Annotated in this window: 25 protein-coding genes; 13 read left to right on the top strand and 12 right to left on the bottom strand. The window is 38.9% G+C overall.

The features are described 5' to 3' along the window. Nucleotides 1-8: 8 nt before the first annotated feature. On the bottom strand, nt 9-260 hold the full coding sequence (gene rpsP / locus AC1EU0_RS16320; RefSeq protein ID WP_133406201.1) for a 30S ribosomal protein S16: 252 nt from the start codon (nt 258-260) through the stop codon (nt 9-11). Between the two features lie 163 nt (nt 261-423). Continuing rightward, nucleotides 424-1,797, bottom strand: coding sequence for a signal recognition particle protein (ffh, locus tag AC1EU0_RS16315; protein WP_480303630.1), 1,374 nt, complete (start codon nt 1,795-1,797; stop codon nt 424-426). A gap of 326 nt (nt 1,798-2,123) precedes the next feature. Here ffh and AC1EU0_RS16310 point away from each other — a divergent pair, with 326 nt between their 5' ends. From AC1EU0_RS16310 to AC1EU0_RS16300, 3 genes are all read left to right on the top strand, one after another. Beyond that, a complete protein-coding gene (locus AC1EU0_RS16310; protein WP_480303629.1) occupies nt 2,124-2,912 on the top strand; it encodes a cytochrome C assembly family protein in 789 nt (262 codons plus the stop codon). Between the two features lie 94 nt (nt 2,913-3,006). After that, nucleotides 3,007-4,278 carry an HlyC/CorC family transporter gene (locus AC1EU0_RS16305; RefSeq protein ID WP_480303628.1) on the top strand — a complete coding sequence of 424 codons (1,272 nt, stop codon included), beginning with the start codon at nt 3,007-3,009 and terminating at the stop codon, nt 4,276-4,278. Nucleotides 4,279-4,490: 212 nt separating this feature from the next. After that, entirely contained in the window at nt 4,491-4,940 is a 450-nt protein-coding gene (locus tag AC1EU0_RS16300) for a hypothetical protein (RefSeq protein WP_480303627.1), read from the top strand. Nucleotides 4,941-4,975: 35 nt separating this feature from the next. Here AC1EU0_RS16300 and AC1EU0_RS16295 read toward each other — a convergent pair whose 3' ends face one another. Next, the gene (locus AC1EU0_RS16295) at nt 4,976-5,503 is read right to left on the bottom strand and encodes an Mpo1 family 2-hydroxy fatty acid dioxygenase (RefSeq protein WP_480303626.1); all 528 of its coding nucleotides are present in this window, start codon (nt 5,501-5,503) and stop codon (nt 4,976-4,978) included. A 166-nt stretch (nt 5,504-5,669) separates the two neighbouring features. Between AC1EU0_RS16295 and AC1EU0_RS16290 the strand changes: the two genes are divergently transcribed. The 4 genes from AC1EU0_RS16290 (at nt 5,670) to AC1EU0_RS16275 (ending at nt 10,669) form a co-directional block, all read left to right on the top strand. Continuing rightward, complete coding sequence (locus AC1EU0_RS16290) at nt 5,670-7,502, top strand: DUF885 domain-containing protein (protein WP_480303625.1); 1,833 nt, start codon at nt 5,670-5,672, stop codon at nt 7,500-7,502. Nucleotides 7,503-7,680: 178 nt separating this feature from the next. Beyond that, nucleotides 7,681-8,196 (top strand): TRAP transporter small permease subunit, encoded by a 516-nt coding sequence (locus AC1EU0_RS16285; protein ID WP_480303624.1) that lies wholly within the window; start codon nt 7,681-7,683, stop codon nt 8,194-8,196. Beyond that, on the top strand, nt 8,196-9,560 hold the full coding sequence (locus AC1EU0_RS16280; protein ID WP_480303623.1) for a TRAP transporter large permease: 1,365 nt from the start codon (nt 8,196-8,198) through the stop codon (nt 9,558-9,560). The genes AC1EU0_RS16285 and AC1EU0_RS16280 overlap by 1 nt, the downstream gene beginning before the upstream one ends. Nucleotides 9,561-9,574: 14 nt before the next feature. Continuing rightward, on the top strand, nt 9,575-10,669 hold the full coding sequence (locus AC1EU0_RS16275; RefSeq protein ID WP_480303622.1) for a TRAP transporter substrate-binding protein: 1,095 nt from the start codon (nt 9,575-9,577) through the stop codon (nt 10,667-10,669). 112 nt (nt 10,670-10,781) lie between these two features. On the opposite strand, the gene AC1EU0_RS16270 is transcribed toward AC1EU0_RS16275, so the two are convergent. Then, nucleotides 10,782-11,255 carry a hypothetical protein gene (locus AC1EU0_RS16270; protein ID WP_480303621.1) on the bottom strand — a complete coding sequence of 158 codons (474 nt, stop codon included), beginning with the start codon at nt 11,253-11,255 and terminating at the stop codon, nt 10,782-10,784. 293 nt (nt 11,256-11,548) lie between these two features. On the opposite strand from AC1EU0_RS16270, the gene AC1EU0_RS16265 reads away from it, so the two are divergent. Next, a complete protein-coding gene (locus AC1EU0_RS16265; protein ID WP_480303620.1) occupies nt 11,549-12,586 on the top strand; it encodes an ankyrin repeat domain-containing protein in 1,038 nt (345 codons plus the stop codon). Between the two features lie 4 nt (nt 12,587-12,590). Here AC1EU0_RS16265 and AC1EU0_RS16260 read toward each other — a convergent pair whose 3' ends face one another. Continuing rightward, complete coding sequence (locus tag AC1EU0_RS16260; RefSeq protein WP_480303619.1) at nt 12,591-13,466, bottom strand: LysR family transcriptional regulator; 876 nt, start codon at nt 13,464-13,466, stop codon at nt 12,591-12,593. A 113-nt stretch (nt 13,467-13,579) separates the two neighbouring features. On the opposite strand from AC1EU0_RS16260, the gene AC1EU0_RS16255 reads away from it, so the two are divergent. Continuing rightward, nucleotides 13,580-13,957, top strand: coding sequence for a YybH family protein (locus AC1EU0_RS16255; protein ID WP_480303618.1), 378 nt, complete (start codon nt 13,580-13,582; stop codon nt 13,955-13,957). A gap of 389 nt (nt 13,958-14,346) precedes the next feature. Here AC1EU0_RS16255 and AC1EU0_RS16250 read toward each other — a convergent pair whose 3' ends face one another. The 3 genes from AC1EU0_RS16250 to AC1EU0_RS16240 form a co-directional block, all read right to left on the bottom strand. Then, nucleotides 14,347-15,288, bottom strand: coding sequence for a LysR family transcriptional regulator (locus AC1EU0_RS16250; RefSeq protein ID WP_480303617.1), 942 nt, complete (start codon nt 15,286-15,288; stop codon nt 14,347-14,349). Nucleotides 15,289-15,663: 375 nt separating this feature from the next. Next, nucleotides 15,664-16,905 (bottom strand): ammonium transporter, encoded by a 1,242-nt coding sequence (gene amt, locus AC1EU0_RS16245; protein ID WP_480303616.1) that lies wholly within the window; start codon nt 16,903-16,905, stop codon nt 15,664-15,666. 17 nt (nt 16,906-16,922) lie between these two features. Next, nucleotides 16,923-17,261, bottom strand: a complete 339-nt coding sequence (locus AC1EU0_RS16240) for a P-II family nitrogen regulator (protein ID WP_480303615.1) — start codon at nt 17,259-17,261, stop codon at nt 16,923-16,925. A gap of 351 nt (nt 17,262-17,612) precedes the next feature. Between AC1EU0_RS16240 and AC1EU0_RS16235 the strand changes: the two genes are divergently transcribed. Continuing rightward, on the top strand, nt 17,613-18,272 hold the full coding sequence (locus tag AC1EU0_RS16235) for a nitroreductase family protein (RefSeq protein WP_480303614.1): 660 nt from the start codon (nt 17,613-17,615) through the stop codon (nt 18,270-18,272). Nucleotides 18,273-18,470: 198 nt separating this feature from the next. Here the strand turns inward: AC1EU0_RS16235 and AC1EU0_RS16230 are convergent, their stop codons facing one another. The 3 genes from AC1EU0_RS16230 to trmB all read right to left on the bottom strand — a co-directional run bounded on the left by AC1EU0_RS16230 (nt 18,471) and on the right by trmB (nt 21,388). Beyond that, complete coding sequence (locus AC1EU0_RS16230) at nt 18,471-19,397, bottom strand: LysR family transcriptional regulator (protein ID WP_480303613.1); 927 nt, start codon at nt 19,395-19,397, stop codon at nt 18,471-18,473. Between the two features lie 277 nt (nt 19,398-19,674). Then, nucleotides 19,675-20,487 carry a YggN family protein gene (locus AC1EU0_RS16225; RefSeq protein WP_480303612.1) on the bottom strand — a complete coding sequence of 271 codons (813 nt, stop codon included), beginning with the start codon at nt 20,485-20,487 and terminating at the stop codon, nt 19,675-19,677. A 184-nt stretch (nt 20,488-20,671) separates the two neighbouring features. Beyond that, entirely contained in the window at nt 20,672-21,388 is a 717-nt protein-coding gene (trmB, locus tag AC1EU0_RS16220) for a tRNA (guanosine(46)-N7)-methyltransferase TrmB (protein WP_480303611.1), read from the bottom strand. Between the two features lie 107 nt (nt 21,389-21,495). Here trmB and mutY point away from each other — a divergent pair, with 107 nt between their 5' ends. Together mutY and AC1EU0_RS16210 are read left to right on the top strand one after the other, a co-directional pair. Next, on the top strand, nt 21,496-22,572 hold the full coding sequence (mutY, locus tag AC1EU0_RS16215) for an A/G-specific adenine glycosylase (RefSeq protein ID WP_480303658.1): 1,077 nt from the start codon (nt 21,496-21,498) through the stop codon (nt 22,570-22,572). 3 nt (nt 22,573-22,575) lie between these two features. Beyond that, a complete protein-coding gene (locus AC1EU0_RS16210) occupies nt 22,576-22,848 on the top strand; it encodes an oxidative damage protection protein (RefSeq protein ID WP_480303610.1) in 273 nt (90 codons plus the stop codon). 114 nt (nt 22,849-22,962) lie between these two features. On the opposite strand, the gene AC1EU0_RS16205 is transcribed toward AC1EU0_RS16210, so the two are convergent. Continuing rightward, nucleotides 22,963-23,136 carry a hypothetical protein gene (locus tag AC1EU0_RS16205; RefSeq protein WP_480303609.1) on the bottom strand — a complete coding sequence of 58 codons (174 nt, stop codon included), beginning with the start codon at nt 23,134-23,136 and terminating at the stop codon, nt 22,963-22,965. A gap of 115 nt (nt 23,137-23,251) precedes the next feature. Between AC1EU0_RS16205 and AC1EU0_RS16200 the strand changes: the two genes are divergently transcribed. Next, nucleotides 23,252-26,593, top strand: a complete 3,342-nt coding sequence (locus AC1EU0_RS16200; RefSeq protein ID WP_480303608.1) for a hypothetical protein — start codon at nt 23,252-23,254, stop codon at nt 26,591-26,593. Nucleotides 26,594-26,645: the final 52 nt, after the last annotated feature.

Raw genomic sequence — 26,645 nt, 5'->3', positions numbered from 1 at the left:
TAACGCTATTAAGCTGCTGCTTTACGAGCGTCTTTGATCAGTTTTGCAACACGATCGCTAAGTTGAGCACCAGTACCTACCCAGTGTTCAACACGGTCTAGATCTACACGTAGAGTCTCTTCTTGACCTTTAGCTAAAGGATTGAAGAAACCTAAACGTTCGATGAAACGACCGTCACGAGCATTACGGCTGTCCGTAACTACGATGTTGTAAAATGGACGCTTTTTTGCGCCGCCACGAGCTAAACGAATGGTAACCATGCGTTATAAATCCTCTAACGTTTACCTTTCGGTAAAAAATAAAACTGGAACCCTGTGTTCGCGTAGAGTTCCAGAAAAGAAAGCCGCAAAATTTTACCTGACTTTTGAAAAAAGGCAACTAAATTGGTCAAATTATGCGGTGAATGATCATTTATGCGTGATTTTAACGGCCCGGCATCTTCATTCCCGGTGGCATCATACCTTTCATGCCACGCATCATTTTCGTCATGCCGCCTTTAGATGACATCTTCTTCATCATCTTTTGCATTTGGGTAAATTGCTTAAGCAGTTTATTGACGTCTTGAATTTGCGTACCTGAACCTGCGGCAATACGGCGTTTGCGTGATCCTTTAATTAAATCAGGACGAGCACGTTCGGTTTTGGTCATTGAATTGATAATGGCTTCCATTTGATTGGTCAGCTTACCATCTTGAACCTGTGCTAATGCTTCAGGTGGTAGTTGCCCAACACCCGGCAGCTTTTCAATCATGTTCATCATGCCGCCCATGTTCTTCATCTGAGCGAGCTGTTCACGGAAGTCTTCAAGGTCGAATTTACCGCCTTTCTTCACTTTCGAAGCCAGCTTCATGGCTTTTTCTTTATCTACACCACGCTCGATTTCTTCGACAAGGGACAATACGTCACCCATACCAAGAATACGAGAAGCAACACGATCTGGGTGGAATGGCTCTAGTGCGTCCGTCTTCTCACCCACACCCAAGAACTTAATAGGCTTACCGGTAATATGACGAATCGAAAGTGCAGCACCACCACGCGCATCACCGTCAACCTTAGTTAATACAACACCGGTTAGCGGCAGTGCTTCATTAAAGGCTTTAGCGGTATTTGCCGCATCTTGACCTGTCATTGCATCAACAGTAAATAAGGTTTCTACAGGGTTGATACTGGCATGAAGCTCTTTAATTTCATCCATCATCGCTTCATCAACGTGAAGACGACCAGCGGTATCGACGATCACCACATCAATGAATTTTAGCTTGGCATGAGCAATCGCCGCATTGGCAATGTCAATTGGCTTTTGGCTAATGTCAGATGGGAAAAACTCAACATCAACTTCGCTTGCAAGGGTTTCAAGCTGTTTAATAGCTGCTGGACGGTATACGTCAGCGCTCACTACCAATACTGATTTCTTATGGCGTTCTTTTAATAGCTTAGAAAGCTTGGCTACCGAGGTGGTTTTACCCGCACCTTGTAAACCTGCCATCATCACAACCGCTGGCGGTTGTGCCGATAAATCTAATGCTTCATTAGATTCACCCATGGCTTTTTCAAGCTCGTTTTGAACGATTTTGACAAATACTTGGCCCGGAGTAAGGCTCTTAGCAACTTCCTGACCTACCGCACGTTCTTTTACGCTTTTTACAAACTCTCGAACTACAGGCAAAGCAACATCGGCTTCTAATAAAGCCATACGCACTTCACGTAGTGTTTCTTTAATATTGTCTTCAGTCAGACGACCACGGCCGCTGATATTCTTTAAGGTACGGGACAGTCTGTCACTAAGATTCTCAAACATATCTTGAGCTTTACCTATAATCCATCTAAAAAATTGGGGCTATTATACTCAAATACTTATCAATGAGGACATTCTCATTTAAGATTTTTTGATTTGTCACCAACCTAAAAGTGGTAAGAATTCTCATTTCTATCTAGAAACAGAAAATTAAACTCGCTCTTAGCGCAAAAAACAGTTAAATTTTACCGTATCAATCAAAACCTAGAAAAAACGTTAAAGCTCTCTGTTTTTTAGCGATATTTTGATTTTGTAGAAGAGAGTTTAGTCAAGGCTCTTAATCTCTTTTCTAGGCTTAAGGACACTAATTCAGGACAGGTTATACTCAAATGGTTATTTTTTCTGCCGCCGCTATTTTCTTCTACTGCTGGGCGTTTTATCTAGTCTCTAGCCGTTTATTTCATACTGAAGGGCCAAATAGAAAATTGGTCGTGCTTATTGCTGCGTTTGCTGTATCTCTTCACGGTGCTGCACTAAGCGAAGCCATTATCACCTCTGATGGTCAAAATTTTAGCCTTACCAATGTAATATCTTTGGTTAACTGGATTATCGCCCTTACCTTTACGATTGTGTTGATCAGAATGAAGGTTATTGTCGTTGTTCCTGTAATTTACGCCTTTTCCATTATTTCTGTGGCATTGCTTTGGTTAGTGCCGCCTGAATATATCTATCACTTTGAGCAATACCCTGAAGTTCTCGCTCATGTCATTTTATCTTTAATGGCATACAGCACCCTGATGATTGCCGCTCTATATGCCATTCAACTTGCCGTCATTCAACACAAGCTTAAAAGTAAGCAATTAATCATGAGCCCCGCTATTCCTCCGTTAATGACTGTCGAAAAGCAGCTATATCACTTGGTAGTTATTGGCGTTATTTTGCTGAGCTTGGCTTTAGCTACTGGCTTTATCTTCTTAGATGATATGTTTGCAGAAGGTAAAGGTCACAAGGCTGTGCTATCGATAATTGCTTGGTTTGTGTATATCGCGATGCTTTGGCAGCAATATCAAATAGGTGTGAAAGTTAAAACCGCAGTGATTTATACTCTTACTGGTGCAACCCTGTTATCGGCTGGTTACTTTGGCGCAAGAATTGTCAAAGAGCTGATACTTTCGTAAAATTGTTGACACTGAGGCTATTAAACACAATGATAGCCTCAAAGCTCGATAACTTCGGGCTAATTGTCAGTTTAATCACCTAACGGAGCCCTTTTTGGACGCTATCTCAACCGGAACCCTTCTGGTTACCCTTGTAATTCTTATCATGTGTTCAGCTTATTTCTCAAGCTCAGAAACCGCCCTGATGACCTTAAATCGTTATCGTCTGCGCCATCTTGCAGAGAGTGGTAATCGTGGTGCGCAAAGAGCCTCTAAGCTGTTAGAGAAACCTGACCGTTTAATTGGTTTGATTCTCATTGGTAACAACATTGTAAACATCATTGCTCCGGTAATTGCGGCAGAGATTGGCCATCGTATGTCTGGCGATCTCGGGGTTGCTGTTGCTACTGGTATTCTCACATTAGTTATTCTGGTTTTCGCAGAAGTTACGCCAAAAACACTGGCGGCACTTCACCCTGAAAAAGTCGCGTTTCCATCAAGCTATATTTTAAGCTTTCTAGCGATAATTATGCGTCCATTGGTTTACGGGCTTAACCTGATCACTATGTTCTTTTTACGCTCTTTAGGTACGGATAAAGAGACATCCGCCAATGCCTTAACTCAAGAAGAATTGAGAACTGTAGTAAACGAAGCAGGTGCTCTTATTCCACAACGTCACCAAGATATGCTGCTGTCGATTTTAGATTTAGAAAAAATGACGGTTCAAGATGTAATGGTGCCTCGTTCAGATATTTATGCCATCAACATGAATGACGACTTTAAACTCATCAATAAACAGGTGATCCAAAGCCCTCATACCCGTGTGTTGGTTTATCGAGATAACATTGATGATGCGGTAGGTTTTATCCATTTACGAGACGCACTGCGTCTTCAATCAAAACAACAATTCAGCAAGTCTTCATTACTTCGTGCAGTGAAAGAGTTGTACTTCATCCCTGAAGGAACACCACTCAACACTCAGCTTGCTAACTTCCAGCAAAATAAAGAGCGCGTAGCCTTAGTGGTAGATGAATACGGTGATATTCAAGGTCTAGTTACTGTAGATGATATTTTAGAAGAAATCGTTGGCGACTTTACTACCTCGATGTTACCAACCCCGAGCGAAGAAATTATTCCTCAACAAGATGGCAGCTATTTGATTGATGCAGGAATTAACGTTCGTGACCTCAATAAAGAAATGAAGTGGAATATGCCGATTGACGGCCCTAAAACACTAAACGGATTGATTTTAGAATATTTAGAAGATATTCCAACCGAACGAACCAGTTTACGTTTAGCGGGTTATCCTGTTGAAGTGGTTGAAGTAGCTGGAAATATGATTAAAACAGTAAGAGTTATGCCTCAATTTTATAAACAAACGCATTGATCTTATCAGCGCTAAGCACTGAAGTTTTTTTCAGTGCTTTCTTATTCCCAAATAACCTTGTCTTCACTATTTTTCCTTCAAAATCCACGATTCAAGTAGGAATCGTTTGCTCTACTCCTCAACAAACTTAAAACACTTTTAATTTAACTTTAAGAAACTAAAGGATTATTTGAATCATACTTAAGACATCAACCCTCATCATGGATAATATTATGTTACCAGCTGCTAATGGAGTAAATATACAAACAGCCATAACATCAACACAAGCACCTCTTGAATTAAAACCTTTAGCTGCAGATACTGCTGATGTTCATCCTAAGGCAGAGCCTACTATTGCAACAAAGAATAACAGCTATCAAGTAGATGCACTTTTTAGGCGTAAAGATGTAAGAGTTATGCGCAGAGCGTATATTTCTCGATTTTTAAATATTGCGCCAGCAGTACAAGCTGGAGTAACAGTAATTACAAATGCTCTCACAGTAACAAATGATGAAGGTACTCAGAAAACTGAAGCTACCACACAAAAAAAACTTGAAAGAAGACTGCAAGAAAATAATGAGTTACACAATTGGATGGATTCTGAACAAACTGTTGCTGTTGGAGATAATCCCCACATTAGTGAGGAAGACCGAGCTTTAATAGATGAATTAGGTTTGTTCTAGAAACGAACCTGATCGATATCAGGCTATAAATATCTCTACTTTGTCATTTTAAGTGCATCCAATTTGATGCGCTTTTCAATCGCTTGTTCACTCACTTTTTGGTTCAACTCTCTAAGCCAACCAAAGGAAAAATAAATCTCTGCTACAAGAAATAAAGGACCAATAAAGAGTTGGCTTAAGTCATCAATAAATGCTGGCTTCATTCCTTCATATTTATGGCCTAAAAACTGTAAAATCCAGCCAATAATAAAAACCACTAGCGCTACCAAACCGCTTTCATTAATGACAGAGATACTATTTGCAAGCCAAAGTAAGGGACCAAAAAGAATCAACATTCCAATAGCTAATTTGACGTTGAGATAAAAATAATACGCCATCACCACTATTGCCAAAATCATGGCTGCAGAAATTTCATATCCCGCACCAAGAGAAAAGCTAAATAAACTTAACCAAACCATGATTGACCAAATAATGGTGGGAATACCAATAAAATGAGTAATGATATTACTGGTGTTCAGATGAACACTTTTATAGTTAGAAAGGTGCTCTTCAATCTTTTTCATTGCTACTCACTCCATAGAATAGAAAATCCACTCTAATTCACCGTTTAGTTATGGTCAAGATTTACTCATTTACCGCATTGTTGAAACATTTGCTAACATTCGCAGCTGTTATTGAATTTATAACTTGATTAAAATCACAGTTTGTCAAAGAAACCGTGGTTTTGTTATGTCTATAAAAACATCATTAAGTGCAGTAGCTGTATCTCTTTCACTTCTACTCACAGGCTGTAACACAGCACCAGCTCCAGAGTCAGCTAAAAGTGTGATTACTAAGCAGTCTGAATCTGAGAAAGCCAATAAACTGTTTGACGACATGTTTATGGAATCAGTAATGGCTAGCCCAGTAAGCCAAACTTATTTAGGCATTAAAAAAGATTACGGTAAGTGGGACGATTTAAGTGAAAAGTCATACGCTGAAGATCTTGCTCGTACAAAACGCAATCTTAAACAGCTTGATAACATTGATTACTCAACACTAGATACTCAGACCAAACTAAGTTATGACCTACTTAAGCAAAGCTTAGAGCAAGACATTGCAGACTATCAGTGGCGCTATCACACCTACCCAGTGAACCAAATGTATGGCGTTCACTCAACAACTCCGTCATTCTTAATCAATCAACATCGTATTGATAATGTTGATGACGCAAACGCCTACATCAGCCGCTTAAACGGCGTTAAAGCGCGTTTTGAGCAATTAGAAGATGCACTAACAATTCGTGCTGACAAAGGCATTATTGCCCCTAAGTTCGTATTCAACTACGTGATTTCTGACAGCAATAACATCATCAAAGGCGCTCCTTTCGCTAAAGGTGAAGACAGCGTATTGTTAGCTGATTTTAAACGTAAAGTGAACAAGCTTGAAATCAGCCAAGCAGAAAAAGATCAGCTTATTGCTGACGCTAACAAAGCTTTACTCAAGAGTGTTGGCCCTGCCTATAAACAGTTCATTGCTTACGCTAAGAACCTGCAAGCAAAAGCGGACACTCGTGACGGTGCTTGGAAGCTACCAAACGGTGAAACTTTCTATAACAACGCGCTTGCTCGTACGACTACCACCGACATGACAGCAGACCAAATCCACGAACTTGGTTTGAAAGAAGTCGCCCGCATTCACAATGAAATGCGCGCTATTATGAAGAAAGTGGGCTTTAAAGGTTCATTGCAAGAATTTTTCAAATTCATGCGTGATGATGAGCAATTCTACTACCCTGATACCGAAGAAGGCCGTAAAGCTTACCTAAAAGAAGCCACTGCGATAATCGACAATATGCAGTCTCGCTTAGATGAAGTGTTCAAGATCAAACCTAAAGCACCTTTGATCGTTCAGCGTGTTGAAGCGTTCCGTGAAAAGTCAGCAGGTAAAGCATTCTATCAACAACCAGCGCCGGACGGCTCTCGCCCAGGTATGTACTACGCTAACCTGTACGATATGAAGGCTATGCCTAAGTATCAAATGGAAGCATTGGCATACCACGAAGGTTTGCCGGGGCACCACATGCAGATTGCTATCTCTCAAGAGTTAGAAGGCATTCCAAAGTTCCGTAAATATGGCCGCTATACCGCTTATGTAGAAGGTTGGGGACTTTATACTGAGAACTTCCCTAAAGAGATGGGCTTATACAAAGATCCATATTCTGATTTTGGTCGCTTAGCGATGGAACTATGGCGCGCTTGCCGTCTAGTGGTTGATACTGGTATTCACGAAAAGAAATGGACTCGTGAACAAGGTATTAAATACTACACAGACAACACACCAAACGCGGTATCTGATGCCGTTAAAATGGTTGAGCGTCACATTGTAATGCCATCACAAGCTACCGCTTATAAGATTGGTATGATCAAAATCCAAGCGCTACGCGCCAAAGCTGAAAAGCAAATGGGTGATAAGTTTGATATCCGTGACTTCCATACTCTAGTTCTGAAAAACGGCCCAGTGCCATTAGATGTGTTGGAGCAAAAAGTAGATAACTGGATTGCAAACCCACAAAGCATGTAAACCATTTTATATATGAAAATAAAGGCAGCTGATTAGCTGCCTTTTTTATACTGAAAGCAGATTGTTTATCTACCACTAAAAGTAACGTACGTCCCTCTATTATCCTAAAGTATATATTGCTATAAAAACCATCATTCGGTATAAAAAAGCCACATAAAAATTATTATAAGGCTGTACCGTGCAACAAGGGGAAGGAACAGAAAAGCTTCTAACTCAGATTGATAAGCTATCTACAATCTCAGGAAAAGGGATTGCGTGGTTAACATTACTCATGGTGCTCACCATGACGACGGTTGTTATTCTAAGATATGGCTTTGACATAGGCTGGATTTGGCTACAAGAAAGCGTACTTTACATGCACGCTTTTGTATTGATGATAGCAATGAGCTACACATTGCTCATCGATAAACATGTACGAGTCGATATATTCTATCGCAGCTTACCAAAAGCAAAACAAAATAAAGTTAACCTGTTTGGGCATATCTTTTTTCTATTACCCACTTGTGGCTTCATCTTAATCATGAGCTGGCAATACGTTACCCAATCTTGGTCTATTTTAGAGTCTTCTCAAGAAGCTGGCGGATTACCGCTTTTATTCATTCTTAAGTCCCTACTCATCATCACCCCCGTGTTATTAATTCTTCAGACAATTGCTGATATTTTAAAGATGATATTCATTAAGGGGGCAAACTAATGGAGTGGATTGCCATCTTAATGTTTGTCGTCACATGTGTGGTATTGATGCTGGGTTACCCTGTTGCCTTCTCACTGGCTGGTACGGCGCTAATCTTTGCCACTATTGGTTTGGTAACAGGGACATTTGATTTCACCTTACTCAATGCCCTACCAAGTCGATTGTTCGGCATTTTAACCAACCAAACATTATTAGCCGTACCACTATTTGTGTTTATGGGCGTAATGCTAGAAAAATCTAAAATTGCCGAAGAACTATTACTGTCTTTAACAAGTGCGTTCGGCAGACTGCCTGCAGGTATGGGAATCGCCGTTATCATTGTCGGCGCATTAATGGCGGCAAGTACCGGAATTGTTGGTGCAACCGTTGTCACTATGGGTTTATTGTCTTTGCCGACAATGCTTAAGCACGGATATAACCAAAGCTATGCTACAGGTGTAATTGCATCAACAGGTACACTTGGCCAAATCATTCCACCATCAATTGCCTTGGTACTGTTGGGTGATGTGTTATCAAGTGCTTATCAGCAAGCACAAATGTCTCAAGGCATATTCTCGCCTGAAACGATTTCTGTTGGTGATCTCTTTGCCGCTGCTATCATTCCCGGCTTGGTACTTGTGGGTTTGTACCTCATTTACTCCTTGATGATTGGTATTTTCAAACCAGAATGGACACCTAAGCAAACCCAAGAATCCAAACTTAAACTTAGTGAGTTGTTATCAGGCTTAATCCCACCGTTGGTATTAATCATACTGGTATTAGGTTCTATTTTATTAGGTTACGCCACACCGACTGAAGCGGCAGGTATTGGGGCTTTTGGTGCTTTAGTGATCGCTCTGCTTAAAAAGAAGTTATCTATAGAGACATTAAAAGAGGTCACCATCAACACCACCACCATTACTTCGATGGTGTTTATGATCCTGATTGGTGCTTCTATTTTTTCTCTAGTGTTTCGTGGCTTTGGCGGTGAAGAACTCGTTCACTCTATGTTTGAAAACATTCCAGGCGGTCAGTTTGGTGCTATTTTGATCGTGATGGCAGTGATTTTTTTACTTGGCTTCATTCTAGACTTTATCGAAATCACCTTTGTCGTCGTCCCTCTGGTTGCTCCTGCTTTATTTATGATGGGCGTTGATCCTATTTGGCTAGGCATAATGATAGCCATTAATTTACAAACCTCATTTTTAACCCCGCCCTTTGGCTTTGCTTTGTTTTATTTACGAGGCGTAGCACCAAAAGAAGTGAAAACATCAGCAATATACAAAGGGGTTATTCCTTTTATTTTGATGCAAGTATTACTGATGATAGCACTAGCTATATGGCCAGAAATGGCAACGAGTCTTCCAAAGATAATTTACAGTTAAATGGAGAATTAATAATGAACAAATGGATAAAAACACTATTTATCGGGATTGCCTCCCTGCCCTTATTGGTAGGCTGTGGTAAGGACGACTCAACGAAAAAAGTAGCCGCCGAACAGAAGATTTATAACTGGAAGTTAGTCACCAGTTGGCCTAAAAACTTTCCGGGGTTAGGTACTGCGCCAGAAAACTTCGCTAAACAAGTGAATGAAATGAGTAACGGCAGACTGAACATTAAAGTCTACGGCGCTGGTGAAATTGTACCGGGATTCCAAGTGTTTGATGCTGTCTCTCAAGGTTCTGCACAAATGGGACACGCCGCCGCTTATTACTGGAAAGGTAAAATGGCTGCCGCGCCTATTTTTACTGCATTACCTTTCGGCTTAAATGCTCAAGAAACCAATGGCTGGCTTCATTATGGTGGTGGTCTTGAATTATGGCGTGAACTCTACAAACCTTTTGGCGTAATACCATTTGCAGGCGGTAATACAGGAGTACAATCAGCGGGTTGGTTTAAAAAAGAAATCAACTCAATAAACGATTTAAAAGGTCTTAAAATGCGCATTCCGGGTTTAGGTGGCGAGGTGATTCAAAAGCTTGGTGCAATTCCGGTCGCGTTAACAGGCGGTGAGCTATTTACCTCTTTGCAATCAGGCGCCATTGATGCCACAGAATGGGTTGGCCCATACAATGATTTAGCTTTTGGCTTTCACAAGGTAACTGATCATTATTACGCTTCTGGCTGGCATGAACCGGGTGCAATGCTTGAGTTCACTGTAAATGAAAAAGCCTACAATGAACTACCTAAAGATCTACAAAAGATTGTTGAGGTTGCTACTCGAGCCGTCAACCAAGATATGCTTGATGAATACACTGCTCGAAATAATGCCGCTTTAGAAACCTTAAAAACCAAACATGGTGTTGAGGTTAAAACCTTACCCGAAGACGTAATGAAAGCATTGAAAAAAGCCAGTGCTGAAGTCCTAGCTGAACAAGCGGCTGCCGATCCTATGTTTGCAAAGGTGATGGAATCTTATTCTAAATTCCAGAAGCAAGTTGGTGCTTATCATATGATTTCTGAGGTTGAGTATTATAAGAATCGAGGGTTGTGATTTGCATAGTTGAATAAGGCATTCTTATTTTAATGGGAATTTAGAGGACGCCCTCTAGATTTCCCATAAGCATTTCCGCACTTTTTTATTTTCGTGGTAGAGACTTGATAAGCTATTTACCTTCATTGGGAAGATTTAAGGTTCCATGGTTTGTTGAATATGTAATTGTTCCATTAGGCTCAACTTTTCGCAAACCTCCATGCTCTGTTGTACCAAAATTGTCTGGGTCAAAATTTTGCTCACCTTCAAACAGGGATAAACTCTCCGCCATAAAACTTGTTGGTTTGAGCTCATTCTTACTTAGCCGTTCAAGCAATCCAAATTTAGTAGCATTTGAATAAAGTTTTTCCATGTTATCTTCCGTAGTTAAAACGTATGCAAGCTCTGTTGGTTTTACAATACTGCAAACCAATTTTTTCTCATGCGAACTTGGATCTGTATCTGTCAGCAATTGAACCAAGCTAACCAAATCTTTCCATTCACTTTTTGATAGATAACTCTTGATTTCTGCTATACGCATTTCCTTGGGTTTTAAAGGCGTATCTACCCAAGCAGCGCTCACTGGACGAACTCCTGAAACAGTCATACCCTTTCCCGCAATTAAGTCATATAAAAAGTTTATAACTTGAACAATCAATTGTCATATTAATGATTCATAATAATTGCTTAATACCCATCTACTCATCTGACAACCTTTGGCCAAAAATTAATAGCTACTTATAAGCCTATCCACCTCACAATGAATTTTAAGTTTTAGGGAATTGACATAAGTGTATGTTCACTTATTTCTCAATCGACTATTCAAACTTAAACAATATTTAACTGTTATTTTTAGCTTATTGATTCACAATCTAAAAAATTTCTTTAGAAACAACACGTATGGCTGCTTCACTAGAACCTATTTTTGTCAAAATACCTGCAGATTTGCATTGGCAAATGTCAACTAAAGACTTAACTCGTATTGCAGAGTTATCAGGTAAAGTATTTACTGTAAAATTTAATGACTCAAATCAATGGACATATCAAATGGGCATCAAATTCGAAGCGGGTAAAACGGCTCGAATACGCTCGTTTAAATTTTTATCCATGCAACCTCTAGATCTAGAACCAGTAGAGCTCGTACAAAGATCTAGAGGAACTGCCTATTCGATAGCTGTCCCCAAACATTTAGCTCAAATACCCAAAAACACTATAGAGAGTTTCAAGTTATTTATAATTCAAAAGCTGTCTAGTTCGTATACTCAACTTAAAGAGGCATGCGCTAGCGATAATTTATCCCAATTACAGCAATTATGGGCAAATGGAGTCGACCTCTTAGCTTGTGATAAGCGAGGAATTACTGCTCTACACATAGCAGCAGCAAATAACAGTACGCAGTGTATTGAGTTTTTAATAAGTAAAGGAATTTGTGTAGATGTTTGCAGCAAAGAAGGTATAACTCCCTTACATTGCGCTTGTTACAATGGAAGCATACAGGCTTATGAATTGTTGGTTAGCAAGAGTGCTGATGTTGATGCAACATGCAAAAAGGGTTGTAACATACTGCATTATGCAGCAGAAAGTGATGATTTAGGATTATTAAAAACACTATTGGATGAGCATCCAAATTTAATTTACAAAGAGAATATCAAAGGACACAATCTTGCAATCTATTTAACCTTTAAAGGTGAGGCTGCATTATTGAAAGCTTTATTGGTTCGCCGCCCTGATCTCGTCAATTCCAAAGGCAAAGATCGCAAAACACTATTACATTGTGCAGCAGAAAAAGGGCATACCGGATGTATCCAAGTACTCTTAAAAAATGGAGCAAACCCAAAGCTAAGAGACAACAATTTTGAGACACCTTTGTCCCGTGCTCGAGAAAAAAAACAGACCGAGGCTATTACTGTATTAGAGCAACATTTAAGCAAAAAATAATTGCTTAACGGTTTCCTTTAGCCCCAAGTTGCCTCTCTATCTCAGCCAAAATAACCCTAACATTCAAAGGTAGAGTCTCCATAAATGGGTATACCGCATAAACCTTATTTATGGGTAACTGATATTCAGGAAATACTTCCACTAACTCGGGCTTCATCTGCTCAAATAAAAAATCAGGGACGACTCCGATACCCACTCTGTTGTTCAATAAAGAAAGACAAGTGTGAAATGAATTAGCCACACATTTAGCTTTAGCGGTGAATTCCAATTCGGTCTTAGTCTTACGGTGCTTAAATTGATGGTAAATATGAGCCCCTTGCCAACTGTTGGCAATATAAGCATTAGCCACATCTACACCATCATTCATAAAACTTGAATGCCCACATAGCACGTCTATAAACTGACCTATCCTGCGTTGCTTCATACCACTATTTGGCGATGGACCTACTCTAATGGCTAAATCGATATCTTCTTTACTGAGATTCAATAAGCGGTCATTACTGATTAATTCAGGCTCAAGTTCTGGATAGATTTGCATTATTTGTGTGATGGCGGGCACAACAATGGTATCCATCAACGCATTAGGAGCTGTGATCTTAACTTTGCCTTTAGGGATCGACTGAGTTTCTTTTGCTTGTAACCAAGCGCTTTCAGCTAGATCATTGAGCTGTTTGCAATGTTGATAAAAAGCTTCACCTGCTGAAGTAAGCGATTGACTTCTAGTGGTGCGCTTTAGAAGCACAACATTCAGTTCAGTTTCTAATAATTTAAGTTGTTGGCTTATCACGGACTTAGATAAACCCAATGCTTCAGCCGCTGCTGAAATGGAGCCTTTATCTACCACATGAGCAAATACCGACATATATCTAAATTGCTTCATAGCCCGTCCTTAATTGTTTCATTTTATCTAACAGTGATTTCTGATTACTTCGTTTTCATGGTGCAATTTTAGTTTTACTATTCAGAAAAGTCACTAACGATGAAAGGCTCAATATGTCTTCAAATCAAACTCTAGAATTGTGTAAACAAGGTATTGCTGCATGGCAAACCGCTTTTAATAATCAAGATGCAGCTGGTTGTGCGGCACAGTATCAGCAAGATACGGTAATGGAAGCACTGCCTTTCGGTACTTTTAAAGGCAGAGAAGAAATCCAAGCTTTCTGGCAGAACATCATCGACCAAGGCTTCAAGGATGTCGATTACACAGAGGTTACGTGGACACCTGAAGAAAATGGAAATGGCTTTATTCTGACCTCAAGTTGGACAATGAACAAAGCTTTTGGTGTTGTACACCGTGAACACTGGGTGATTGATACCGATGGAAAAGCACGCTTAGCTAGCGATAAATTTGAAGTGCAAGGTGAGAGATAAAAATAACCCCAGCAAAATGCTGGGGTAACCAAATGAGGGTAATGGTTTCAAAGTCAACAACTTGAAATGGTTGAGTTGTTGACACCATCGCAAAACTTGTTAATTGGATTAACCGATTTGCCTATCTCAGATAAAAGGGGTCGTTTCTTATCTCAAATAAGAATCAAATCATTTTGTAACGGTGAAGCCATTGTATTGATATCAGAACAGAGTTCAATACCTAGTTATCATGATTTTAACATTACACTCTATTCATCAGAAATACCGCCTAGAGCAACCACTACCCAACTATCTGTTTTTTTTCGAGTTTTCACTCAAGCCAAAAATTAAACGGTACAGTATCCTAAAACATAAACAATGTTTTCATATTTTCCGCATATAAAAACAAGCTACTTCCTTTCTTCATAAAGGTTTGCAAGGTTTTTATCCCAATATGGCGGTGTACCTATATGCTCTTTGATGAACTCAATGAACACGCTAACTTTAGGTGCTAAATGCTTACGACGTGGATAAACTGCTTGTAACGGTAAGTGATGACTTAACTGCCAGTCTCGAAGCAATGGCACTAATGTGCCCTTTTCAATTTCATCTTCTAACAAATATGAAGCCAAATAAACCACACCTAAACCACTAACAGCCGCTGATTTAAGCGCTGGTGCGTTATCTACTTTAAAGTTACCTGACACTCCAATTTCACAATAGTCATCGCCACGCTTAAACTGCCATGTGCTATGCTCATGCCATTCCCCGTGATATACCAAACAGTTATGCTCAACCAAATCTTCAGGGCGCTTAGGTTCTCCGCATCTTGCGATATATTCTGGAGAGGCCACCAGTACAAACTGACTTTTCATTAGTGGTCGAGCCACCATTCCTAGAGGAAGTTGTTCTGACATAGTTAGCAACAGGTCTAAACCTTCGTTCACAACATCAACTTTGTGATCAAGCAAGCTAACTTGTAGTGACAATTCTGGGTGTTTTGCCATAAAGTCAGGCAAAGCAGGGATAATGTGCATGGTACCAAAAGATTGAGAAATACCGACTTTTAGTACACCTCGTGTTGACTCATTTAGATTATGAACACTGGCTACAGACTGCTCAACATCTCTAAGCAACTCTTCACCTTGCTCATACAACATATTACCCGCCTCTGTAAGGCTTAAGCTACGCGTGGTTCTTTGAATAAGTTGAATGCCAAGCTTATGTTCTAAGTCAGCAACTTGAGTACTAACTTTTGATTTTGAAATGCCTAATTTACGTGCTGCTGCACTAAAACTACCGGCACGAGCCACATGGGTGAAAATAGCAATTGGTTCTAACAATTCGAGCATGGAAGCCGCCTCAAGTAACGCACATCAATTGACACCGAATCTGATCTAAGAGGTAAATACCGCTTGGTATGATCAAATGAGATATTTGTTCACCAGCTGCAAAATTTGAGTAATACAGAAGTGAATATTTGTTATTAGTTATGCATTATATCAAATTGAGTTGACAATATTCCAGCGATTGAAACAGTGTGTTTATATTTTTCAACCGGTGTTTGAAGTTAAAAACACCAAACGACTTAATTTATACCAATATTACGGCTTAATTCTTTTATAAGAAATCAATAACTATTCGTTTTTTCTCGGTAAACATTGAATTGGTATAGGTGCTAAATATAGCAAAATGCAGTTAAACGATGTTTAACTGCATTAATTTGATCATCGAGTTGTAAATTCTGGATAAGCTTCCATACCACACTCTAAAAGATCTAAACCTTGCAGCTCTTGCTCTTTGCTCACTCTTAACCCAACCAACTTATCAAGTATCCACCAAAGACCTAACGAAACAACAAACACCCATGCAAAGATCATAGCAATACCTAAAATCTGATAAAACAAGGAGGTTTCATCATTAGTAATAGGAACAAATAGCAAACCTAATATTCCTGCGACACCATGCACAGAGATAGCACCAACAGGATCGTCAATTTTAAACTTATCCAGCGCAATAATGGATAAAAATACAATCGCCCCTGCAATCATACCAAAACATAATGTCCATAAGACTGAAGGAGAGTATGGATCTGCTGTGATAACAACTAAACCAGCTAAAGCGCCATTTAGCAGCATAGTTAAATCGATTTTCTTAAAGATTAATTTAGACAACACCAACGAGCCGATCACTCCACCAGCAGCCGCCGTATTAGTATTAACAAAGATTTTAGCAACCGCATTAGCGTTTTCAACATCAGCAATTGCTAGTTGAGAGCCACCATTAAAGCCTAACCACCCCATCCACAAAATCATTGTACCTAGAGTAGCTAAAGGAAGGTTCGCGCCCGGAATTGGATTTATCCCTTTATTAGTATATTTGCCTAAACGCGGCCCAATAAAAAGTACACCTGCTAAGGCTGCTGCCGCTCCTGCTAAATGAACAGTGCCAGAACCTGCAAAATCATAAAACCCCGCAGTAGAAAGAAACCCGCCTCCCCAGTTCCAAAAGCCTTGAACAGGGTAAATAAAGCCAGCCATAACGATACTAAAGAGTAAAAATGCACTTAATTTCATTCTTTCAGCCACTGCACCTGAAACAATAGAAAGTGCTGTTGCTACAAAAACCATCTGAAAGAAAAAATCCGCGTAATTTGAGAAAACGATTGAGTCCTCTTTTGCAAAAAGCACCTGTTCGACCGAGTTTTCTTCATTAAGCAAAGTGCCGACATTGATCCAAATCCCACCTTGCTCACCGCCATACATCATGGCATAGCCAGTAATTAAAAATGCAACACAAGCAATTGAGTACAATGCTACGTTTTTGGTCAGTATTTCTGTTGTATTCTTAGTGCGGATCAAGCCAGCTTCAAGCATAGAAAAACCGGCTGCCATCCACATCACCAGCGCACCTGAAGTAAGAATATAAAACGTATTTAGCGCATAAGATAAAGAAAGATATTGTTCCATTGAATTATCACTCCTTGTTAAATTGCATCGATGCCAGTTTCGCCAGTACGGATCCTGATTACATCTTCAACAGGAGTAATAAAAATTTTTCCATCACCAATGCGGCCTGTATTGGCTAAAGATATGATGGTTTCAATCAATTGTTCTGATAATTCTTCATCGACTAAAACTTCGATTTTAACTTTTGGTAAAAAGTCCATGGAATATTCAGCCCCACGATACAACTCAGTCTTTCCCTTTTGTCGACCAAAGCCTTTTACATCAGTAACCGTAAGTCCTGTAATACCAAGTTCTGTTAGCCCTGTTCTAACATCTTCTAATTTAAATGGTTTTATTATCGCAGTAACAAGTTTCATGACGCCTCCACACAAATGTTTGAAATTTGTTAAAAGCAGAAACTTTGCCAAAGTTAGAGTTTGCTCCTTTCATTGAAGTTATTAATAGGGGTAAACCCTTACATCACCTAGTTTTTTACCAACAAAAACGAATAATTAATCAATCCTTAAATGTCAAAATTGATTATAAAAATAAGTAAGAGGAATAATTTCGCACCAACACAAATGTCAGCGCACCATGTTGGTGCAGGTGTGTTCTTCTTCTGAGATTGTAGGTATTTTATTCCACAGTGATTGGAAGCAATTGTTATTTATTCAGCCATCATAAACTTCTATGATGCCCTCAATTCGAAAGCATTGAGGTTAAACACCATGTCACATCCTATTATCACAGACTTAAACAATCGCTATACCACTAAAAAGTATGATCCTACGAAGCGTATTTCTTCAGAAGACATTGAAGTTATTAAACAATCAATTCGTCTATCTGCATCTTCAATTAACTCACAACCATGGAAATTCATTTTCCTAGAAAGTGATGAGGCAAAACAGCGTTTCCATAATACGTTCGCCAATATGTTCCAATTTAATCAACCACATGCCACCGAAGCATCACACATTATTTTGTTCGCTCATAATCCGAAATTTAATAAAGAGGATTATAGAAAGGTAGTTGATGCTGAAGTTTCCTCTGGTCACTTACCTGCTGAAAATTATGACAACATGCTTAATGGTGCATTTGCTTTTGCTGAATTAAATACTGATGAAACAGGACATAATAGAGATTGGACAAAAGCACAGACTTACATTGCCGTCGGTAATACCTTACATGTATTGGCACGCCTAGGGATTGCATCTACGCCGATGGAAGGCGTAGATGCAGACATGATCTCAAAAGAATTTGCAGATGAACTTAATGGTTATGAATGTGACTTTGCATTAGCAATGGGTTACCACCTAGAAGGTGAAGATTATAACCATGGCAAACCTAAAGCTCGACTTCCTATGGCAGATGTAGTGACTGTAATTTAACCTCAGTTCTGGATAAGCCAACCCCTACAGTACAGCTACTTAAGCGTATTTCAGTGTTAGCACATCCCGAAATAGACCAGCTATTACGGACTGTGCTGCCTTGAACTACACATAATTAGCCGCACTGTAGATAAAAATTTAAGGCTCAGATTTAAAATCAAAACCTTATTGATTTCGTTATACAGAGCTGAGGTTAATTTAGTCTAAATTAGCCAGCCAACGTGGAGGGTTTTCAACATATTCCTCCACGGCCTGAAGAAACTGCTTCGCTAATAATGAGCATTTTATGTTTGGGTATAAGGCATATATTCCAGTGTTTCTATTAGAGACACTGTACTCTGGACATAAGGTGACCAGCCCTAACTCTGACAAACTATCATGCAGATTAGAGGCATCAATAACCGCAAACCCTAAACCATCACTAACGGCATCGATTAAGGTTCTGACATTGCTGACTTTAATACGCCCATGTAACCGAATATTAGAGTATTCCTCATTAGAGCTTTTATTTATTAAGGTAAGTTGGTCTAGCGTTACTTCTGAGTTTTTATAGATAACACAGGGTAGCTTCTCAATTTCTTGAGGCGTATTCGGTCGACCATTTGTCTCATAAAAGTCACGTGACGCAATTAAAACAAAATGTGCATCAGCGATTTTTTTCGCTATCAATCTTGAATCTGCTAATTTTCCTAAACGAAAAGCCAAATCAAAATTATCAGTAATGATGTCTGATTTTATATCTGACATCGAATGTTCAATTTCAATTTCCGGGTACTTCTTAATAAAATCAGCAATCACAGGCGATAAATACTCGTGCCCGAAATAAATAGGAGATGTAACTCTCAGCCGGCCTTTGGGTTCTGATTGATATGAGCTGGCAATATATTTTATTTCATCTAAGTTTTCTTTTAACTTTTTAGTTGTCGCCAGCACCTCCTCACCCGCATGAGTTAACGAAAACGAGCGAGTAGAACGATTAAGCAGCGTAACCCCTAAATCCCTTTCTAACTGTTTTATTTTTTTTGACAAAGATGACCTATCCATATCATGTAAAGCAGCCGCTTTCGTGAATGAACCTTGTTGCACTACATCTAAAAACAATAACAGCTGATTACTTAATGCCATTGAAAATCCATACTCGTGATACCTGAAGATGCAAGATTTCAGCATTGATTCTTCTGTGTTGTGAAAGCTTAAATTAGCCCGCTAGTTCTGCACTTTCACGCCTCGAATAATGCAACGCTGAATAAGCCCTGAAAGTTGCATTTTCAAGTATCACGAGTATACACTCAAACTTCGATTGATGTACTTTACCTGAATCAATAAAAAAAGGCGCTACGAGAGCGCCTGAACTTCCAAGGAGATAAGGGAAGATAATATAAGGGAAAGGTTACTTTAAAACTTAAATACTATGTTCTTTATGTACTTTCTGGTTGTTAATAGTTATTGGTAAAGCTTTTAACTCAGGAATCGCCAATCTTACTTCTTGCTCTAATTTAGCCAAAGACTTGAAGTTATCGCACATTTGATCAGCTTGTTGTTCAAAATCGGCGGCCTGTGCTTCGACACTAGTCTCTAAATCTTCCGCCATTGTTTCCATTTTTTGCTCGAATGCGGTCAGTTTTTCACTGAAGCTTCCGCCATCCGATGACATTAATGCAGCACCAACATTCATAAGAATACTGCCAATGGAGCTTTTCACTGCATTTTCGATTTCTTCTTCGAAGTTTTGGTCAAATGCTTGATCAATCGTAGATTCAGTAGCACCAAGGTGATAAGAGTTACCATCTTGATATGCAACTTTGCCTATACGCTCTTGAACCTTTTCCATAACTTCTTCAAGCTTACTACCCGCTTCATCGCCAAGTAGGGGAGTAAGTGCTGACCCCATAGCATCAGACGCTAGCTCTACAGCCCCATTCACTAATTCGATCACTTGAGGAACTTGGTCAACCACCTCTTGCCGATATTCAGAAACCAAACGTTTTTGACCTGCATCTAAATCAACTTGTTTGTCATTAACAAATAAACGATCACCTACAATGCGGTATTGTTCATTGCCATTATCACTTACAGTTAACTCATTTGAAGAAGCCGTGATGTCATAGTTTAGTGAGATATTACATTCTTGACGATGCTCATCATGAGCAAAAGCCGAGGAAGCCATAAATGAACTAGCAATGATCATTGAAGTGGTGGTTTTAGCAAAAGTCATGGTGAAGTTCCTTTTATCATTCAGTTGACAAAGCTATATCAGGAACTGTGCCAAAACACATAAACATATGTTTTAAAAGGAATTGTATTTTAAAAGTGAAAAATAAACAGAAATGATTAAGAATTTAGAAAACCAAGAGTTAGTTAAAAATACTAACTCTTGGTAAATATGATTATAGAGTAAATTATACCGTTTTTTCGAACATTAGATCCCAAACACCGTGACCAAGTCTTTGACCACGCGCTTCGAATTTTGTTAATGGGCGATGCTCTGGACGTTCAACATAATCTTTCGTTTTAGACTGATTTTTATACCCTTCAGCCGCATCCATCACTTCTAACATGTGCTCTGCATAGTTTTCCCAGTCAGTCGCCATGTGGAATACACCACCAACTTTTAACTTACGTCTTAACAGTTGAACAAATTCAGGCTGAACAATACGACGTTTGTGGTGACGCTTCTTGTGCCAAGGATCTGGGAAGAATAATTGCACGCGTGCTAACGAACCATCTGCAATCGAGTTTTCTAATACCTCAATCGCGTCATGGTGGTATACACGAAGGTTAGTCACTTCTGCTTCTGCCGCACTAGCCAAGCAAGCACCAACACCCGGTTGATGTACCTCAATACCAATGTAGTTCTGCTCTGGAGCATTTGCGGCCATTTCAACTAATGAGGCGCCCATACCAAAACCAATTTCAAGAACGGTGTCTGCTTCACGACCAAATACCGACTTTAAATCAATTGCCTCAGGGCTATAATCTAACCCCATTGTCGGCCATTGAGTTTCAATAGCGTGGGCTTGTCCTTTGGTTAAACGACCTTCACGTAATACAAAGCTTCTAACTTTACGAAGGTACTTACCTTCTTCATTAAATTCAGCGGTGGTAACTTCGCTCATTATTGCCTCTGTTCTCAACAATTTCATCAAAGATGGAGCATTATCTACAAAGTGAAAAACAGTGCAAGTCCCTTGTGTCGTTAATCGATGCCGATTACACTGCCGCCATGACAAAAATACCCTCTTTTTCAGATCGTATTATCAACTGGTACGATATTCACGGACGTAAAACCTTACCTTGGCAGCAGAGTAAAACCCCATATAAAGTATGGGTTTCTGAGATCATGCTTCAGCAAACTCAAGTCGCTACGGTTATTCCCTACTTTGAAAAATTCATGGCAAGCTTTCCCAGTGTTTTAGATTTAGCTAATGCCGAACAAGATGAAGTCCTCCATCATTGGACTGGACTTGGTTACTACGCTAGAGCAAGAAACTTACATAAAGCTTCTCAACTTATACGAGATAAGCACAAAGGTGAATTTCCTGAGTCCTTCTATGATGTATTAGACCTTCCCGGTATCGGTCGCTCAACAGCAGGGGCAGTTCTTTCTCTTTCACTCGGTCAACACCATTCTATTTTGGATGGCAATGTAAAGCGTGTATTAGCCCGTCATGGCGCTATTGCAGGTTGGCCGGGAAAGAAAACCGTTGAAAGTCAATTATGGGGAATTGCTGAGCAATATACACCCCAAGGTGAAATTCAAAAGTACAATCAAGCCATGATGGATATAGGCGCCATGATTTGTACTCGCTCAAAGCCTAAATGTGAGCAATGCCCTGTTGCTATTGATTGCCAAGCTCAGCGCCAAGGAAATCAAACTGATTATCCAGGCAAGAAACCTAAAACAGAAAAACCTGTTAAGGCTGCCCATTTCTTAGTAATCAAACAAGATGGAAAAGTATTATTAAAGCAGCGTCCATCAAAAGGAATATGGGGAGGGCTATGGTGCTTCCCCGAATTTGAAACGAATGCTGACTTAGAAGCATTCGTAATAAAAATTTCTTCACAAACCAAGAAAATTAAACGCCTATCAGGGTTTAGACATACCTTTAGTCACTATCATTTAGATATTAGTACTTCTTTGATAGACTTAGACGATAATCACCACCAAGTTAATGAGCTACTAGATTCCAGCACTTATTCGGAGCTTTGGTTTAATTTAAAACAACCTGAAAAAGTGGGGCTAGCGGCCGCTACGGAAAAGATCTTAGCCGAAGTAAGATCGATTAATAATGAGGAATAAAATATGGCTCGCACAGTAAACTGCGTGTACTTAAATAAAGAAGCAGACGGCCTAGACTTTCAACTGTACCCAGGGGAAATTGGTAAGCGTATTTTTGACAACATCAGTAAAGAAGCTTGGGGTTTATGGCAAAAAAAACAAACCATGCTTATCAATGAACATAAACTCAATATGATGAATGCCGATGATCGTCAGCTACTCGAAAAAAACATGGTTGAATTTTTGTTTGAAGGAAAAGACGTAAAAATTGAAGGTTATGTACCTGAAGATAAATAATCTAGCTGACCTCTGCTCTGTATAAACGACAAAAACCTAATGATATTAAATCACTTTATGCAGAGCACCTTTTTCAAAACACTTCCTCAAAAATAAGCACTAAAAATTCAGTCCTTATACAGTGCTTAGGGAGTATTTTAGATGCCATTCGATAAGTTCATTAAGTAATACGCTTACAAACAGTATGGCAGTTTCCTCTACTCCACAAGCACCAGCTTTAACTCCAGCACAAGATGAATGGCCAAGTTTTACAAAAGAAGTTCGAAATAAAGCTCTAGATACAAACACAACTAAGTCCACTTGTGAAGCAAAGTGCTCACCTTCAAGCCCTTCAACAAGAAGTGAAGCACTATCTATCTCTGAAACTAGTCAAGGTGGAGACATTCCTATAGATTCAGTAACATTGAACTTTGAAACAGTCAGCGGTCAGTGGTTGGATAGAAACTTACCTTCACTCTACTTTCAAGCCAAAACAATATATACCCAAACCATAGATAACTCTTCGCATCAAGTGAGATTCAATCACTGTGATTCTCTACCATTATTACAAAAAACAAATCATTTAATGGAGCAATACCTTCAACATCTAGAAACTTACCCTGATGAAGTAACACTTATACAAACTTTCTCAAATAGTAGTGAAGGAACATCTTTGTCAGAAGTTGGCTATGTTCAAATGCACCATAAGATATTAGAAGTGCTCTGCAAATCAAAAATCGTTCTAGAAAAATTCAATTATTTATTATTGCAATTAGGCTTTATGAGTGCCATTGCACCGACGCAAACGAACCTACAAATAGGGGAACAAGGACATACATTAATTAATTTCTATCAAGCTCAAGGTCTCGACAACCATTTATTCAAACAAATAAGGTTATTTAACCTATTGTTCGACTCAGTGACACCATTTCAATCTGATATTAAGCAGTTTTATCTATCGACCTTAGAATTTTTTGGGCTGTTTATTGAAAATACTTCATTAATACTTGAAGCAGTTGAAAGTACTACACATGCTGGAATCGATATTTTCAGTCTACTGACTCAATCCAAAGCCCAAATAGCACAGTTAAACATTTTTGATCAAGTCGATACCTTCATGCTGAGTGAAAGATATTCGCGCGGGGAACTACATTTAAAATACATAGTTTCGAGTTTAAAGTTCACCCAATATTTACGTAAACCCGATCAAGCTGTTTTTGTATTAGAACATTTAAATTTATACACTCGAATCCCTGACAAAGTGGTATGCGAGGTCTTATGCTCAATTTGCTACTTTCTCAAACAGCACCCTCAATTACAAATTGATATGCAAAGTGCTTCTTTGATCCCTTGGACGCCTTTTTTAGCCTGCATATTCAAACTGAATATTGAGGAATGGTATATAAATGCACTCAACAGCCCATATGTCATTATGAACTTAAACCTTCATGAATTTCGCATACAAGTAGATTGGCTCTGGGGCATACTTCAAAATAAATACTGTCGTGTTGAAGATATAATTAGTAGCAAACAACCTAGAGGAACGTCGCCCCAAATAGCGTCCCTAAATCCACCTACCGCTTTAATTAGAAGATCTAAAAAACCTAGACCATCTAAAAAAGAAGAAGCTGTATACTACCCAGCAGAACCTACCCAATTTAAGCAAGATCAATATCTACAGGTGTTTGAACTTCCAGCCTTTAAGCCAAAAAAAGTTGATGATGCTACTCTGTCTGTTAGTAGCCAGTTATCTAAAGAACAACTAGAGCTTCTTTATCGAAGATATCAACCTCTAAAACCTCCCAAAGGAAAAGAATTAGAACTCCACATTAAAGAACATTTAAAACAAGATAAAGATAAAACTAAAGCAAAAAAGTCCTTGCCTGCCACAGAGTCATGGCGTTTTCAAGCAAACCGTATAATGACTGAGTACGAAAATTTTTTCTGTGAGCACAGCCGACCATTGTTCCTTATGAATATAAAAAAGGCCTACAAAACTGAGCAAGGAAAATTAAAAGCTGATGCAGTTCAAGATAAACATTTCGCTCTAAGAGAATTTTGCTTTTTTTTAAAAAAAGCGATCTTTGAGGAAACCAATCACTTTCAAAAATTAAAGTTCCATTGCGCTGTGATTCTAGCAAAAACGAACGAAGCCCCTGAAATATTAGGTGCTGAAATTGATAAATTAATCACAACAATAGAGGAGTTGCAAGATACGCTGCTTGAGCTAAGTAATTCTAGACTACTCCAAGGTGCGACATCCGATGAAAAAAGTCTTGGTAAAGGAAACCATGGTTTGATCGTTGGCGAAGTATGCTCAAGTTTCCTTGAAGCTTGGCATAATATCCTAGAGTGTTTTGATAATTTAAGAATAAGCTCAATTTCAGCTAAATGCCCCGAAAAATGTTTAGAGTTATTTAAAGTCATTTGTCAGGGTAAATTTTATATAAATAGGAAACTTATCATACATATATGGGCTCAAATCCCTTTCCTTTTGACTCCCGACAGACAACAAGCATTGTGTTATATAGAATTAATAACTTGTTCGGTCGAAAGTATGCCAACAGCTCTTCGCAGATTAGATAACCTTGAATGTCAGGCTAAACCATACCTCCTTAAAACCCTAATGTATTCAATATCACAAAACATTATTTTTGCGAAAGCTAATAAACTATCGCTATACAAAACAATAATGAAATCAGTTTTAGATAGTTGTAAGTTTGGTTGGCTTCAAAATATATGGTTATATGCCGTAACGTTAGATGATTTTTTGCTTCAAACAGAAAGCAGCCCTGTTCTTTTATTAAAGCAATATCTAGCAGATGAGCAGCATAGAATCCAAAGAACCTCCCAGTTTGCCTCAAAAACGCAAAAACAAATTGATTTAGAGGTTGAGCAACAACTTACAACATTTACGGAAGAAGAATTAAAGGTTAAAGATAACGGAGAAAACCCACCTGAATCGTCAAAATTAAAGAGAAATTCAAAGAAAAAAAGAAGAGTTATCTTAGAGACTAGAATACAACATTCAGAACCTACTCAATCAGAAATCACAAAGCCAGCTTCAGCGAAATCCTCTTCTCCTATACCTCGAGAAATAACCCAATTAGAAAAACAGATTCCAAACGCATCACTTTATACTATTACAAGATTCAATGCCCTTCTCTTCAAGTATCAAGATGACTTTCAATTATCTTTACGATTACAGCATAATTTAATTGATGCATCTTGCAGCCTAATGGCTCCAGCCATCGAAATTATAAAAAATTTAGAAGCTAACGCAAATCTGCTATTGTCAATGCTTGAAGACTCTCGATTTGAACCGTATACATTCAGTAATACAAGCATTTATGAGCTAATGCTAATTGAGCTGCAGCAAATCCCTAGCCATTGTGAAAAAATTGAAAAAGGTCTAAAAGTTTTCTGTACTCATGCAGAAACATTAAAACACCTAGAGTTACCAGAAGAATCAGACGAACATTACTTTTTTTTAGAAAAGATTGAAAAAACAGAGGCCGATATAGGTACTGTTAGAACGACACTCGCTATTTTGCAGGCTGCATTAGATTGTAGAAGAGAAGTAATAGCTTATAGAAGAGATTATAAGCGGCGGAATACCCCATTAACACATCAACAACTGCAAAAAAAAAGAGAAGCAAGCATACCCTCTGAAAACCACGAAACCTGCATAAATGCTTATGCAGCTATTACACGAGCAGCAGATCAAGTCAGTATTTTTGAAAACATGCTTCTAACAGAACATTAATGCGTGGTGAAAATTAACAAGTGGAAAAATTAACCACAGTATAACAGCAAAA

Source organism: Parashewanella sp. 2210YD4-3, assembly GCF_056591735.1.
The sequence above is the reverse complement of the archived record's forward strand: the minus strand, read 5'-3'. Positions and strand labels throughout refer to the sequence as shown.